This is a genomic window from Rhizosphaericola mali (assembly GCF_004337365.2).
GTDB classification, from domain to species: Bacteria; Bacteroidota; Bacteroidia; order Chitinophagales; family Chitinophagaceae; genus Rhizosphaericola; species Rhizosphaericola mali.
In genome coordinates, this window is record NZ_CP044016.1 from 420854 (window position 1) to 435361 (window position 14508).

The 14508-nt window shown below is 33.4% G+C and carries 15 protein-coding genes; 1 reads left to right on the forward strand and 14 read right to left on the reverse strand.

The window, feature by feature from the left end; translation table 11 throughout:
* Positions 1-57: 57 nt before the first annotated feature.
* The 7 genes from E0W69_RS01795 to E0W69_RS01825 all read right to left on the reverse strand — a co-directional run bounded on the left by E0W69_RS01795 (position 58) and on the right by E0W69_RS01825 (position 6109).
* Complete coding sequence (locus E0W69_RS01795) at positions 58-579, reverse strand: glycine zipper domain-containing protein (RefSeq protein ID WP_131328322.1); 522 nt, start codon at positions 577-579, stop codon at positions 58-60.
* Between the two features lie 104 nt (positions 580-683).
* On the reverse strand, positions 684-1634 hold the full coding sequence (locus E0W69_RS01800; RefSeq protein ID WP_131328323.1) for a DUF3078 domain-containing protein: 951 nt from the start codon (positions 1632-1634) through the stop codon (positions 684-686).
* Between the two features lie 17 nt (positions 1635-1651).
* Complete coding sequence (gene recO / locus E0W69_RS01805) at positions 1652-2389, reverse strand: DNA repair protein RecO (RefSeq protein WP_131328324.1); 738 nt, start codon at positions 2387-2389, stop codon at positions 1652-1654.
* 96 nt (positions 2390-2485) lie between these two features.
* Positions 2486-4132, reverse strand: coding sequence for a carbamoyl-phosphate synthase large subunit (gene carB, locus E0W69_RS01810; protein ID WP_131328325.1), 1647 nt, complete (start codon positions 4130-4132; stop codon positions 2486-2488).
* Positions 4133-4185: 53 nt separating this feature from the next.
* Positions 4186-4722 carry an RNA methyltransferase gene (locus tag E0W69_RS01815; RefSeq protein WP_225321360.1) on the reverse strand — a complete coding sequence of 179 codons (537 nt, stop codon included), beginning with the start codon at positions 4720-4722 and terminating at the stop codon, positions 4186-4188.
* Positions 4723-4737: 15 nt separating this feature from the next.
* Positions 4738-5247, reverse strand: a complete 510-nt coding sequence (locus E0W69_RS01820) for a hypothetical protein (protein WP_131328327.1) — start codon at positions 5245-5247, stop codon at positions 4738-4740.
* An 85-nt stretch (positions 5248-5332) separates the two neighbouring features.
* Positions 5333-6109 carry a (Fe-S)-binding protein gene (locus E0W69_RS01825; RefSeq protein ID WP_131328328.1) on the reverse strand — a complete coding sequence of 259 codons (777 nt, stop codon included), beginning with the start codon at positions 6107-6109 and terminating at the stop codon, positions 5333-5335.
* A gap of 164 nt (positions 6110-6273) precedes the next feature.
* Here E0W69_RS01825 and E0W69_RS01830 point away from each other — a divergent pair, with 164 nt between their 5' ends.
* Positions 6274-7245, forward strand: coding sequence for a KpsF/GutQ family sugar-phosphate isomerase (locus tag E0W69_RS01830; protein ID WP_131328329.1), 972 nt, complete (start codon positions 6274-6276; stop codon positions 7243-7245).
* Here E0W69_RS01830 and E0W69_RS01835 read toward each other — a convergent pair whose 3' ends face one another.
* The 7 genes from E0W69_RS01835 to E0W69_RS01865 all read right to left on the reverse strand — a co-directional run bounded on the left by E0W69_RS01835 (position 7246) and on the right by E0W69_RS01865 (position 14482).
* Positions 7246-8160, reverse strand: a complete 915-nt coding sequence (locus E0W69_RS01835; protein ID WP_131328330.1) for a phosphatase PAP2 family protein — start codon at positions 8158-8160, stop codon at positions 7246-7248.
* 4 nt (positions 8161-8164) lie between these two features.
* Positions 8165-8809 carry a sterol desaturase family protein gene (locus E0W69_RS01840; protein ID WP_131328331.1) on the reverse strand — a complete coding sequence of 215 codons (645 nt, stop codon included), beginning with the start codon at positions 8807-8809 and terminating at the stop codon, positions 8165-8167.
* A gap of 85 nt (positions 8810-8894) precedes the next feature.
* Positions 8895-9602 (reverse strand): CDP-alcohol phosphatidyltransferase family protein, encoded by a 708-nt coding sequence (locus E0W69_RS01845; RefSeq protein ID WP_131328332.1) that lies wholly within the window; start codon positions 9600-9602, stop codon positions 8895-8897.
* Between the two features lie 70 nt (positions 9603-9672).
* Positions 9673-12231, reverse strand: a complete 2559-nt coding sequence (locus tag E0W69_RS01850) for a DUF5686 family protein (protein WP_225321361.1) — start codon at positions 12229-12231, stop codon at positions 9673-9675.
* Between the two features lie 17 nt (positions 12232-12248).
* Complete coding sequence (locus tag E0W69_RS01855; RefSeq protein ID WP_131328334.1) at positions 12249-12659, reverse strand: GtrA family protein; 411 nt, start codon at positions 12657-12659, stop codon at positions 12249-12251.
* A gap of 8 nt (positions 12660-12667) precedes the next feature.
* Positions 12668-13138 (reverse strand): phosphatidylglycerophosphatase A family protein, encoded by a 471-nt coding sequence (locus E0W69_RS01860; protein ID WP_131328335.1) that lies wholly within the window; start codon positions 13136-13138, stop codon positions 12668-12670.
* 207 nt (positions 13139-13345) lie between these two features.
* Complete coding sequence (locus E0W69_RS01865; protein WP_131328336.1) at positions 13346-14482, reverse strand: hypothetical protein; 1137 nt, start codon at positions 14480-14482, stop codon at positions 13346-13348.
* Positions 14483-14508 lie beyond the last annotated feature (26 nt).

Below are 14508 nucleotides of genomic sequence, written 5' to 3' on the forward strand. Positions count from 1 at the left end.
TAGATAAAAAAAAGGAAATTACAATTTGTATTTTCCTTTTAACTAAATGAATTATAATTACTTATTTTGGTCTTTTTTATCTTGGCTGTGTCCAATTACATAGCCTGTCCCTCCGCCAACTGCTGCTCCAACTAAAGCTCCGATACCTCTTTTATGCTTTGTTACTAATGCGCCAGTTAAAGCTCCTGCACCGGCTCCGATGATTGTGCCTTTAGTCGCTTTACTCATGCCTTTCTTCTTTTTTGCTGTTGTAGTACGAGAGGATTCTGAAGATGAAGAACTTGCCACGGCTCTGCTAGAAGATTCATTCGAATTTTTAGCTTCTGTAGTATTCTCAGTCGCGATATCTTTATGAATTTCCTTAATAGAATCTTTTAAAATTTGTAACGAATCTGCTTTTAATCGATCTGCTGCTTGTAATTTTTGTGCTTGTTCTTCCTTGAACGCTGCAAAGCCGGAAGTATCTTTCGATGATTGAACTAATCCTTCTCTTCCAATATTTTTGGTGGAGTCATCATTACTTTTACAGGCAGTGAAACCAAGAGTGGCAATTGTTATGGTTAATATTAAATTTTTCATATCTATTTTTTATATAGAAAAATTCAAATCTTATGCCAAACAAATAAAAGAGCCTTTCCTAAAGAGGAAAGGCTTTTCAAAATCGTATAAAAAATATTTATAACTTATTTATTATCAAATTTATATAAGATACCTACTCCAATTATGGATTGAGTTTGTAATCTTGCACCTTTTCCCGTCGGTCCAAATAATCTTGTTTTATCATCATAGATCATGTTATAGTTCCATGTTGCAGAGAGAATTTTGGAAATTTTCAATGCAAACATATTGGTCATATACATATAGACATTTTGAGGTTTATCTAAATAATCAGAGAATAAATCCAAACGACCAATATAACTCAAGGTTTTGGTAATATTAGTGGTGTAATTGGCAGACAAATAAGCGCCAATTTGAGTTTTGATTGTTTTACCTGAATCAACACCATACAAACCTTGATTGTTCAAAAATTTAGAACTTACAATAATCCATCTTGCTGAAGCTGGAGAAATGTAAATATTCAAATTATTATTGTTTGTGGGATGGTACGTAAAACCTGGTCCAATCGATACGTAAGCAGGGCTAAAGAAATTAGAAGAATACGTTTTTGTTGTTACATTATCAGTAGTTCCGTAGGTGTAACCTGCAAATGCTTGTGTTCGAAAGTTAAACAAGCCTCCAAATTCCCAATTTTTATTTAAGGAGTAACCATATCTAGAAAGCAAATCTATACGGTCACTATTTTTTCTATTCCCAAGGCTGGTTGTTTTGATATAACCATAGTTGAAGGTCAACATATTGTCCCAATTCTGTTTTCCTTTTTTATAATAAGCATGCAAATCGGCTAATGCGTTGATGGATAATGAATAATCATCACCACCAGCGGACCAATTGCTTAAGTTTGTTTGTGCGCCATTCAAGTTTAATACACCGCCTAATAGCCATGGTTTGCTCGTTGTATCAGCTTTGTCTTTGGTAATAGTCATAGATGCATCACTAAGAATGTCTTTACGTGTGTCTTGTGCATTTACCCCAATAGCGGTTAAGATGGATAGTGTAAAAAGGATTTTTTTCATCAATTGTGTTGATTTTGTTAACTAAAAATGGTTTGTAAAATGATATAACTTTTTAATTTTTTAAAATTAGAAACATGGATTTCAATGAATTTTTGCAAATGATCCAATATTTCTCTTCTTGTATTGCTATTAATAGCCACATTATTCCAATGAAAATTATCAGAAAGTTCAGTGATATAGGCGGCTTTTTCATACGCTAAAAAATGCGAATGGTGTGGAATGGTATCCGTAAATCCACCCTCCACGAAATCTAAAACGAACAAATTTTCATTTTCATATACGCCATTAAATTTTATCCCAATATGTTCTAATATTTTTATGGTAAAATGAATGGGCATATTGGCTATCTTACTATCTTTTTCTTCCTGATCCAAATAGACAAACAAGTCTATTAACTCTTCAAAAAAATCAATGTCTGCTTCCGGTTCTGATACCAAATTATTTAAAAGCTCAGCACAATACAAAGCAATTGCATTGCGCTTCACATCAAAATGAATAGAGCGAAACATTGTATTCCAACTAAATTCTTTCAAAAATTGAAGTTCTTTTAATTCATTATGATATACTTCCAAATCCAATATAGAAGCGGGTTGAAAATAGGATATTTGCGAGGTTTTTCGCTTGCTAGAACTGCGGATACCTTTAACAATATAATGCTGGATTCCAAACAATTCTGTATAGATATGGGAAATTATACTTGTTTCGCCATATTTTATGGTGTTTAAAACAATCCCTTTTGTCTTAAATGTCTGCATATTAAGTAAAAAAGACTGTAAAAGTCCAAACGAAAATAACAATTATTATCCTGCGTTTGGACTTTTTATAAGTTTAAAAAACAATTTATTCAAAAATTATCCCTCAAAGCTGCTGTAGAAATAAGGCGTTTTGGCCTCGAATTCAGCGCTACAAGTATCTACCATTTTATAAACACGTTTGATACCTGCTTCTGTACGTTTTTTGTAAACAGCATCTTCAGAGCAATCTCCATGTAAAATTGTAGCTAACTGCGCATCACCAAAACCATTTTTCTTGGCCTCTTTCAACAAATCTAATGGTAAAGTATCTAAAGAGTAATTTGCAATTTCTTTCTCAATTACGCAAAGATTGTATAATTGATTGATAAACCATTTGTCGATTCTGGTGGCTTGGCAAACAGTCTTTACGGTTACGCCTTGCATCAAAGCTTCTTTGATTTTGAAAATTCTATCCCATTTTGGAATTTTGATATATTCAATCAATTCTTCTGCTTTCATTTTGGTACTAGAATAAATACCTAAACCCAAGGCTTTGTTTTCCAAACTTTGACAAGCTTTTTGAATGGCTTCGTTAAAGCTTCTTCCGATTGCCATTACCTCTCCAACGCTCTTCATTTGCAAACCTAAAGTGTCATCCGCCCCTTTAAATTTGTCAAAATTCCAACGCGGTATTTTGACAATTACATAATCCAACGCAGGTTCGAAATAAGCAGAAGTTGTTTGTGTAATTTGATTTTTCAATTCATCCAAATTGTAGCCAATTGCCAATTTAGCAGCAATTTTCGCAATTGGATAACCGGTCGCTTTAGAGGCTAGTGCAGAAGAACGGCTCACACGAGGATTGATTTCGATGATGATTAATTCTTCTGTTTCTGGATTAATAGAGAACTGAACATTACAACCACCTGCGAAATTTCCTAAATCACGCATGATCTGAATGGCCGTATTTCTCATCAATTGAAATGCTGGATCGCTTAATGTTTGTGTCGGCGCTACAGTGATACTGTCTCCAGTATGCACACCCATTGGATCAAAGTTTTCGATAGAACAGATGATCGCTACATTATCAGCAGAATCTCTCAACAATTCTAATTCGTATTCTTTCCAACCCAAAACCGCTTTTTCTACTAAGACTTCATGAATTGGAGAAGCTTGCAAACCTCTTGTCAAGCAAACATCTAATTCATCTTTGGTATGTACAAAACTACCACCAGTACCTCCCAAGGTAAAGGATGGACGTATAACTAATGGGAAACCAATTTTTTGAGCACTTTCTTTTCCTTCCAAAAAGCTGTTGGCAATCATTGCTGGAGCAACAGGTACACCGATTTCCAACATCCATTTACGGAACAAATCTCTATCCTCTGCCTTATCAATTGCTTTGATATCCACACCAATCATACGAACGCTGTACTTTTCCCAAATTCCTTGTTCGTCTACTTCTTTTGCAAGATTTAACGCTGTTTGTCCACCCATAGTAGGAAGTACCGCATCGATATCATTTTCAGAAAGAATTTTTTCAATACTTTCAGGAGTCAATGGCAATAAATACACTTTATCCGCCATGATCGGATCGGTCATAATCGTAGCCGGATTACTATTGATCAAGATAACCTTGATACCTTCCTCTCTCAAACTACGCGCAGCTTGTGAACCTGAATAATCAAATTCGCAGGCTTGACCGATAATAATAGGACCAGAACCAATAATTAATACTGATTTAATTGAATTGTCTTTAGGCATGATAGAAAAAAATAAAATTTTGCAAAATTAAGGTCTAATTGCGACTTTTCCACTTATTTTTTCAACAAATATGCTTTTGCAATTTCCCAGATTAAAATACCGCCTGCAACTGACACGTTTAGAGAGTGTTTTGTTCCAAATTGAGGTATTTCGATACTACCATCGCATTGCAATAAAGCGTCTTCTTGTACACCTTCCACTTCATTACCCAAAATAATGGCTGTTTTATCTGTATTTGTAACTTTGAAATTTTCTAATGGAATGCTATTGTCGACTTGTTCGATTCCCCATATTTTATATCCATCTTCTTTCAAAGACGCAATTGCATCCAAAATATTTTCTTGATATTCCCAATGAACCGTTTCGGTCGCACCCAAAGCCGTTTTGTTGATATCGCGATGTGGTGGGCGAGGAGTGAACCCACATAAAATTATTTTTTCAATCAAAAAAGCATCTGAAGATCTGAAAATGCTTCCCACATTATGCATACTTCTGATATTATCCAGAATAATAACCAAAGGTATTTTTTTTGTTTCCTTAAATTCGTCAACTGAGATTCTATGGAGCTCGTCCATGCTCAATTTTTGCATAATCCTATGTATGTTTTAGATTTCTATTTTTAATTTCTGTGCCAACCAGCTTTCTTTAATCGGAATAATCCATTTAGATAACAATGCTTTTTTGGTCAAAACTGTATTGTTAAAATAAAGCGTATCTGGCGATAAAATATTGTTTTTCAATGCATAATCCACGTGAGATAATCTCACACATTCAATTTTGTCATTTACATAAAAGGCCAAAGATTGACGATCAAAGAAATTTATTTTGAATAAATTTTCCAATTCTTTGACAATTCTGACGGAAGAGTCAGTGCTGCAACCACTTACAAATTGTTGACTTTCATCAGCTATCAAGACGACAAATTGTCCAAATAGTATTTTTCCAAAACCCTTGACTTGTGCGCCATGTGTATTCCAACTATTGACAAAATCCTCTAATATGCGATTTGCTTCTAAAGTTTCATTGATATTCAAAAGGCGATTTGCTTGGTAGATCCACACTCTTGAATCGTCTGAAAAATCCTCTGGTATATATTTCTTTACGTCTAAATCCATGCTATAAATTTTTACAAAGGTACTAATAAGAAAACAGGTCGAGAAAATTTCCCGACCTGTTTATTACATTACATACTATTCAAAATTATGCTAAACTATCTGCGATAATTTCAGCAATATCCAAAACTTTTACATTGGCTTCTTGTTCTTCATTTTTCACACCATCGGTCAACATGGTATTGCAAAAAGGACAAGCGGATGCAATAATCTTCGCGCCAGTATCAATAGCCTCTTTCGAACGATCAAAATTAATACGCTCTGTTCCTTTTTCTTCTTCTTTAAACATTTGTGCGCCGCCCGCACCACAGCAAAAACCTTTGGTACGGCAACGTTTCATTTCTACTAATTCCGTATCCAAAGCTTCTAATACTTTGCGAGGAGCTTCGTATATATCATTTCCTCTACCAAGATAGCAGCTATCGTGATAAGTTATTTTTTTTCCTTTGAAAGAACCGCCTTCTTTTAATACAACTTTCCCTTCATCGATTAGTTGTTGTAAAAAAGTCGTGTGGTGCATCACTTCGTAATTTCCACCCAATTCTGGATATTCATTTTTCAAAGTATTAAAGCAGTGAGGGCAAGTAGTAACGATCTTTTTGATTTCGTAACCATTCAATATTTGAATATTATTATACGCCATCATCTGAAAAAGAAATTCATTACCTGCTCGTCTAGCTGGATCGCCAGTACATGCTTCTTCTTTTCCTAATATAGCAAAATTCACTCCTGTTTTTGTAAGTATCTGTGCAAAAGCTTTCGTTATTTTCTGTGCTCTTTGATCAAAACTACCAGCGCAACCAACCCAGAACAAAACTTCGGGAGTTTCTCCGTTGGCCATCATTTCCGCCATACTTTTTACCATAATCAATCTATTTACTTTTACAATATTCCTTAAAAAAAATGACTTTTGAGGAAGTTTGTTGCTTAATTGATATAAATCAAAGTGGTAATTGGTTGAAGGATAAATGCTTGAAATTATCACATTACTCTTTTCCACTCAACAAACAATTGCTAATTTGCACCCAAATGTTTACAAATAGCGAAATTACCGATTGGGCGAAAGATACAATTAAATCTGAGGCAAATGCGTTGATTGCCACTGCAGATTATTTGAATGAATCTTTGGCGGAAATAGTCCAAATTTTATATAATTGTAAAGGTCGTATTATTGTTAGTGGCATTGGCAAAAGCGCAATTGTTGCTCAAAAAATCGTCGCTACATTTAATTCTACAGGGACTCCTTCTATGTTTTTACATGCGGCAGAAGCTATTCATGGTGATTTGGGAATGATTCAAAATGAGGATGTAATTTTAATACTGAGTAAAAGTGGAGAAAGTCCAGAAATAAAAAATCTTGTAAATATTTTGCATAGTTGGGAAAATTTGATCATTGGTATGGTAAATAAGGAAAATTCTTATTTAGCAGAAAATGCCAATCATTTCCTATACGTTCCTTGCGAAAAGGAAGCTTGCCCCAATAATTTAGCACCAACTAATAGCACAACTATTCAAATGGCAATTGGTGATGCTTTTGCTATTTGCTTGATGAAATTGCGAAATTTTAGTGAAGATGATTTTGCCAAATATCATCCAGGCGGTAATTTGGGTAAAAGATTATTATTGACTTTAGAAGATATTTATCCCAATAATCGAGCGCCATTTGTACAATTGGATTCTAGTTTGAAAGACGTGTTGAATACTATTTCTCAAGGAAGATTAGGCGCAGTTGCAGTAATTGATGAAGAGGAATATGTATTGGGAATTATAACGGATGGTGATGTCCGAAGATTATTGCAAAATGTTACAGATATTTCCATTATTTCTGCGAAAGATTTTTATTCTCAAAAACCTAAAACAATTGTTGAAAATACATTGGCGATTCATGCATTGGAATTAATGCGCAAAAATGATATCTCTCAATTGATTGTGGTGGATGAACAAAACAGATTCGTAGGATTTGTTCATTTGCACGACTTAGTAAAAGAAGGTTTGGGCTAATTAATTTGTTACCAAACCGACCAATTTTTGCAAAAAACGTTGAAATGCTTTCCAATTTTTATCCCAATATTGATAAAGAAAATAACCGCATAATGCACATGAAATACCTGCTAAAACATCAACAACGTAGTGATGACTCGTGTACAGTGCCGCAAACCAAATGCCGATCATAACAATACCGCAAAAAATAGATCCGTATTTAATCTTATTTTTTACAGCATATAAAAACGTTACAGTAGGATAAGAGGCATGCAAAGACGGCATAGCTGCAAAAACATTGGAGCTTTTTGCATACATTCCCTGAAATAAATGAATGTCAAATATTTGGTCAAATCTAGCTAGACCTGCAGTATTGCCTGGCGTGTGTGGATTAAAATTAAATCCGTGTAATGCTACATACCAAGGAGGTGCTGCTGGTAATGTATAATAAACAACAAAGCCAATAAAATTGGTTAGCAAGAAAGTTAGAGAAAAATCAAAATAAGCTTTTCTTCTATTGGTATAAAATAAATAAATACCAAAACCAATAGGCACAGGCATCCAACACAAATAAAATAAGCCAGAAAGAAAATCTAAAACTTTGGATTGATGTTGGAATAAAAATTCGTTCACTGTCAAAGTTTGACCGTTTTCATTTATTCCAAATATGGATTTATCTAGATTGTAAACGTCTGCAATGTGGATAGTAGAGACTTTATAATTTGGCAATGCCTTCATAAAGTCAAATATGATCCAAAATACAATGAAAACAGATAATGCGATAATAAGCTGACGTGTGGGTTTGCTGATATAATACATCAAATTAAAAATTCCCACGATAAATAATTGATCTGTTTTAAAACCGATCAAAATCGCTGCAAGCCCCAAATAAGCAATGGATATCAGACTTACAGTCACCACATTTTTGTAACTCAAACTCTTATTTTTTCTCTTTTGTCAACTTATTTTTCATCACTGATTCGGAATGGAATACTTTATCCCATAAATCAGATGTTACACCAAATCCTTTCAGTGGATCTTGATAGTGGTGCAACATATGGTGTTGCTGAATTCTTTTCAATGCATTAGTCTTGAATGTGTAGTGATGCATTGCATAATGCATCATATCATAACATAAATACCCTAGCAAAAAACCAGGAAAAAATGCAAATAATGCTGCAGAAGAAAATATAGCTTTGAATAAAAGATAAAATAGAAATGCTAAAGGTAAGCTCACAGAAGGTGGCATAACTAATCTTTTTCTATCTCTTGGATAGTCATGGTGCACGCCATGAAAGATAAAATGTATTCTTTCTTGCCAGTCATTATGAGGGGTAAAATGGAATACAAAACGATGTAAAAAATATTCTGTAAATGTCCAAATAAATAAGCCTCCAATAAAATAGCCGATAAAAGCTACAAGTTGCACTTTTTCTAAAGTGAAATCTCTATAGATACAATACGCTATAATAGGAATAAAAATATATAATGGAATTGAAAAATGAACTTTGGAAAGAGGTTCAAGCATTCCAGATTTAAAGATTCTGGGAGAATCTGTAGAATTAGAAATGTAATTTTTTGCCATACTAAATAATATTAAACTAGTCTAATCGCCTTCTGAACTTGCAAAAATACAGCTAATTTTTCCTTTAAAATATATTTTTATTTTCTTAGAGCCCTTCCTTTTCCTTTAATTCCAATGATTTTTTAGCAGACATTAAACGGCCAACTGCTGTAATATTTGTTAACACAGCCATGATTGTGATTGGAATAGTGAAGATAGACATCGTTTCAAATACATGATATTTGATTCCTGGTATAAATAATTTATAATCGCCAATAAAAGAAGATGCGACGCCACAAGCAATACCTGAAATGCCAATTAAGATAACTCTTTCTGGTCTTTGCATAAATCCACCCTTATTTTGAATACCGAGACCTTCACTTCTTGCTCTTGTATAACTCACCATCACTGAGCCAATCATAGCAATAAAGGCAAATAATGAACTTAAAAAATAATGTTGACCGACTAAGTAATAGCAAATCCCTAAAAACATAATAGATTCGCTATATCTATCCAATACGGAGTCGAATAATGCGCCATATACAGAACTCATTTTTCCAATACGTGCTACTTGACCATCTAACATGTCAAACAATCCGGCGAATAATGTCAATGCTCCAGCCCAACCCACAAATCGAAAATCACCTCTATTGCCTTTTTCGGCTCCTACGATAAATATTACGGCTACTCCAACATTGAGAATAAATCCTGTCATTGTAACTCGGTTAGGAGTGAATCCGATTTTTATCAAAAAACGGACAAATGGATCTATAACTTTGTATATTCCTTGTTGAATACGGTCTCTTAAACGCATAATTATTGCTTACTTTCTCAATAGCTTTTCGAGCTTGTATTGGGATATTTTGATAAATTTTTGTACAAAGTTAAAAATCAAATTTCATAAAAAAGCGAACTCCTGATTTTGGAATTCCTGGATGATCCAAATACGTAAATCTCCAAATATAATCTACACGCAAAATTTTAAAGATGTTGGCAATACCAAACCCCCCTTCTGCGTATGGTTTTTTATCCAAGACAAATGTACTGATTGCTCCGTTTGTTGTAGGGAAATACATTTGATCTGGGTTTTTTGCTGGATTATTTTCATTTCTAACTCCACCATACAATATTTTACCTTCAATAACTTCTCTCCATTTCAATTTTTTGAACAAAGGTATCTTATTGAAAATGAAACCATTGAAAAAATGATCCACATTTAAGCTTGCATAGTGATCACTTACAAATTCTAAGAAATTCATCATATTGTAAGACTCAAATTGGTAAGTGTACGCTTGGTTCGCATGATGAACAAATAGTAATGGGAAAGGTAATTTTCCTCCCGTATAACCGGCATCAAATACTACATCAGAATAACCTAATTGAGAAAAATAGAACCTTTTGTATACATTTAAGTCAAAGTTGTTGTAGCTATATTGACCACCAAAAAGCCCTTTAATTCCCGCTATGTAAGACAGTGAGATTATTGGGTATTGGTTGATAATAGGAACACGATACAATTTACCTTGATAAAAAGCTTCATGTGGAGCATATCTTAATGTAACACCAATTTCACTAGTTCTTATATTTTGTATGCTATCTCGACCATTTGGAACACCTCCAGTTGGCATCACATAGGCAATCGTACCTGCTGGAGTTTGCTTCCAATATTTAAAATCTGAAGCAATAGAAAAGTGATTTTCAAATTCTTTTACGTAATCGATTCTTGCTAAGTCATTGTATAACCATTTATCATTATTACCGCGTTTAAATGATAATAAGAAGTTATCTTCCTGTACAAATTGTAACTCTTGACCTGGGATTTTTGTATCGCGTTGAAAACTTGCTCTGATATAGTGTTGGGGAAATGTGTAAATGGATTTATCATTAATGGAATAGGTGAAGCTCCCAAAGTATTTAAACTTTTTATCCTTGAAGCCATAGGCTCCATAAGTCTCCATATATAGACGTTTACTTAAGTTGGGGGTTGTTCTTCCTCCGAATCTTAACCTGAATCCTTCTACTGGGTTAAAGCTGTAAAAAGTACTCGCAGGTCCTATTTCAAATTTGTTATGAAATGATTGTTTATACCCAGCTACAAAAAGCGTTACATAGTCCATTGTCCTTTTGAATGAAGGCATTTTAACCAATGAATCAATGTTACTATATGTAAGAGACTCTGCACGAGTCAGTGTATCAAAACGATTAGCTATCCAAAAGCTGCTATCCCTATTTAATGCATTGGGTAATATTACTACCTGTTGTTCTTTCAAAATGCTATCTGGTATTGGTATGCCGATTTTAAAATCCTTATAGCTGACTAACCTTTCTCCAAATAGACCCGCACCCTTTTTTGTAACACTAAAATCTCCGATCAAATCACTTGTGGACAATAGATAACGTCCATCTGCTTGCTTTTCAAAGTTTAAATTGATTTTTAGTTCTCTTAAAAAATTGATATTCGACGCGGGTGGGGCAAACATGGATACTTTTTGGATCGCATAATGTCCGTCTAGAGTCACGAATAGTGTACCTCTAAATAACATATCTTGAGGATTTCTAGGTGTAAAATATAATTTAACCACCTTTATTCCATCCACTTCTGAAGTATCTCTGATATAAAATCTGTAGAATGTTGGTGCTGCACCGGCAATCGGGCTTAAAAACTGATTGGTAAATAAGGAAATATTATTATCATAAATATTAACTTCTTCATACAATCTCTTAAGGTAAGTAGTGACTCCTTTTGTATCTATAAACTCTCCAAAATCGACTTTATTTTGACCTGTAATAATTTGACGATTTTTCTCTGGGCTTTTTTGATAGTAATTTTTAGAGGATAATTCTTCTAAATATAAAGGTAATAAACCAATTCCTGGGAATTTGGTAGTATCTACATTGTTGAGTAAGAATTCATATTTTTTGAAAAATTTTTTATCCTTTAATTTATCAGACATATTACTGATGGAAGCCACCATTTTCTCATATTTATCATATGATGCATATTGGTAATTTGTCATTTGGTTTTCTTCCTTATGCGCAATGACTTGTCGTATCAGCTCTACTGCTGGATTATTTTTGTTGCGATATTTTTTCTTTTTATCTGTAACAGTTACACCATCAAGATTTTCTTTATTATGTATCAAAATTAACTCACCAAGATTAATTGTGTCTATATTGGGATCTATCGCTACTTTTTGGTTGATATACCCCGTCAATTCAATACTTAAATTAGATTTAACTGCGCTTTTAGGAAGATTTAATTTGAAATTTCCATTGTCATCGGTATGCGTGCCACGACCTTTTTCGAAAAACACACCTACGTCTGATAAAGGAAGGCTAGTTTCCCCATCGATTATGTTCCCGTAAATGTATTTATTTTGACTAAAAGCTTGCAGACAGCTGAAAGTCATTAGTGCAAATAATAAGAATTTAATATTTCTCAAAGTTTTTATTTTATAATCTATTCAATTAATCGTTTTTCTTTAAATACAAATTTTTTCTGTAGTGGATAATTGTAAAAAAAACCTATACAAAGACTAACGATAATTTTACTAACGTTTACATTCCAATTCAATAATTTGGCTAAAATATATACACCTCCTGCATTTAACAATAAATTACCAACCCAAACAATAAAATATCTTACAGCCTCATTTTTGCTCGCAGATTGCTCAGCTTTAGTAAATACAAAAAAACGATTTACCAAAAAATTAGTAACCCCACCACTCACCGTTCCTGATATACTTGCTATGACCTTGTCAATAACAAAAAAATTGATTAGTAGATTGGTCACAGAAAAATCTACAATTGTCGCAATTAATGAAGAGGCTTGTGCTTTCAAAAATTGGATAACTTCTTGTTTTTTTAGCATTTAAAATTTTATTTCCTACAATAAGCACTTATTAAATCACTAGCAACAATTGCTTGTAATACTAATGAGGAATAAATCCCTGCCAAAATATCATCTGCCATTACTCCATACCCTCCACGAAATTGCTCCATTTTTCGGATATATAACGGTTTGGTTATGTCAAAAAATCTAAATAGTATCAGTCCAATGAGAATGTACAACCAACAGATAGGTACAAATAATAACGTAATGCTTATGCCAGCGATTTCGTCAATAACTACTTTGTGACTATCTTCTCCCCAATCTTTCTCAACTTTATTGCCTCCCCAAATGCCTAATATAATTACAACGATGGTTGTGATTATTTGCATGTAGGGATGCGATCTTGTATTGTGCTGTGACAAATACCAAAAAAGACTCCAAATTGCAGCTGCAATAGTACCTCCACCTTTAATATATCCTACGCCAAAAAATGACGCAGTAATTTTAAAAAAATTCATTTATTGATGTATAAATTCCTGCCTGTTTTATTTTTATTCTTTAGAAGAAATTTTATTAATAAATATAACGCTTTTTACAGGAGGATGGTGTAGATCGATTTTTACTTAATTGTTATCTAAGTAAAATTGATTTGATGTGGTGCAAAAGTATTACATCAAATCAATTTTAACTAATAATATTCTTTGTTTCAAGCTTGAAAAAAATAGCTATATCTGTTTTTCAAATACACGGTAGGTTTTATAAATTTTTGCACCCATGTTTTCTAAGGCTTTATTCATAGCTTCATTTCCTTCTAGAATCCATGATGCTTCTATTTTTTCAATTCTTGGATTTGCTAGCATGCTATCCATCATAGCGGCATAAAATACAGACTCTATTCCAAGTTTTCTATATTCCTCTAATACACCTAATATTAAAATACGAATGCCTCTTATTTTTTTCTTTTGAGTTAGTAGTTTGATTAATCCAGTTGGAAAAAGTCGACCATTTTTGATATGAATAAGGATATCGTTGATGTTAGGAATGGCAATCGAAATACCTATAAACTTACCATCCATTTCTGCAACGCGTACAAAATTAGGATCAACGATCATTTTTAAATCTTTAGCCAAATGTGTAAATTCATCATCCGTCATAGGAATAGAACCTAAGTTTTTATCCCAAGCTTTATTATAAACTTCTCTAATCCTCTCTACCTCTCGTTTGAAATTCTTTTTTAAATCGATGGGTCTTACAGTAATGCCTTTTCTCTTCATACGTTCCTCAATCAATCCTGCAACGCGTCTAACTTTTACATCATCATAGCCAGTACGACCAAATAACCAAGCGAATAGATCAGTCTGTTTATATAAGCCATAATTAGATACTAAATCATTATAATAAGAAAAATTGTATGGCATCATTGCCATCGGAGGAGTGTCAAACCCATCTACCAACATACCCCAAGTGTCATTGGAGGATGGATTGGCGGGTCCAATCATTTTTCCTGTAATATTTTCCGTTTTTAGCCACGATTCTGCAGTACTGAGAAGCGCATTTGCAACCTCTTGGCTATTAACTACATCAAAAAAACCGAAAAATCCGTCATTTTGACCAATTACTTTTTTATATGTTCCATTTACAATACCTGCAATTCTACCCACTATTTTACCCTCTTTAATGGCTAGGAATTGTTGCATTTTGCCATGAAGGAAAAAGGGATTTTTTTTGGGATTCATTAAGTCGCTCTGTGCCACAAATAATTCGGGTACATAATTGGGATCATTTTTATACAAATCATGAGGAAAGTCAATAAATTTATTCAATTGTTTTTTCGAAGTGACTTTAACTATTTCCAGCGGCATAATTTTTTAGTTTAGAATAAATTATT

Bases quoted from the DNA above. Each gene is read 5' to 3' on its own strand.
- E0W69_RS01795 (WP_131328322.1), bottom strand. From the start codon at position 579: ATGAAAAATTTAATATTAACCATAACAATTGCCACTCTTGGTTTCACT.
- E0W69_RS01800 (WP_131328323.1), bottom strand. From the start codon at position 1,634: ATGAAAAAAATCCTTTTTACACTATCCATCTTAACCGCTATTGGGGTA.
- recO (WP_131328324.1), bottom strand. From the start codon at position 2,389: ATGCAGACATTTAAGACAAAAGGGATTGTTTTAAACACCATAAAATAT.
- carB (WP_131328325.1), bottom strand. From the start codon at position 4,132: ATGCCTAAAGACAATTCAATTAAATCAGTATTAATTATTGGTTCTGGT.
- E0W69_RS01815 (WP_225321360.1), bottom strand. From the start codon at position 4,722: ATGCAAAAATTGAGCATGGACGAGCTCCATAGAATCTCAGTTGACGAA.
- E0W69_RS01820 (WP_131328327.1), bottom strand. From the start codon at position 5,247: ATGGATTTAGACGTAAAGAAATATATACCAGAGGATTTTTCAGACGAT.
- E0W69_RS01825 (WP_131328328.1), bottom strand. From the start codon at position 6,109: ATGGTAAAAAGTATGGCGGAAATGATGGCCAACGGAGAAACTCCCGAA.
- E0W69_RS01830 (WP_131328329.1), top strand. From the start codon at position 6,274: ATGTTTACAAATAGCGAAATTACCGATTGGGCGAAAGATACAATTAAA.
- E0W69_RS01840 (WP_131328331.1), bottom strand. From the start codon at position 8,809: ATGGCAAAAAATTACATTTCTAATTCTACAGATTCTCCCAGAATCTTT.
- E0W69_RS01845 (WP_131328332.1), bottom strand. From the start codon at position 9,602: ATGCGTTTAAGAGACCGTATTCAACAAGGAATATACAAAGTTATAGAT.
- E0W69_RS01855 (WP_131328334.1), bottom strand. From the start codon at position 12,659: ATGCTAAAAAAACAAGAAGTTATCCAATTTTTGAAAGCACAAGCCTCT.
- E0W69_RS01860 (WP_131328335.1), bottom strand. From the start codon at position 13,138: ATGAATTTTTTTAAAATTACTGCGTCATTTTTTGGCGTAGGATATATT.
- E0W69_RS01865 (WP_131328336.1), bottom strand. From the start codon at position 14,482: ATGCCGCTGGAAATAGTTAAAGTCACTTCGAAAAAACAATTGAATAAA.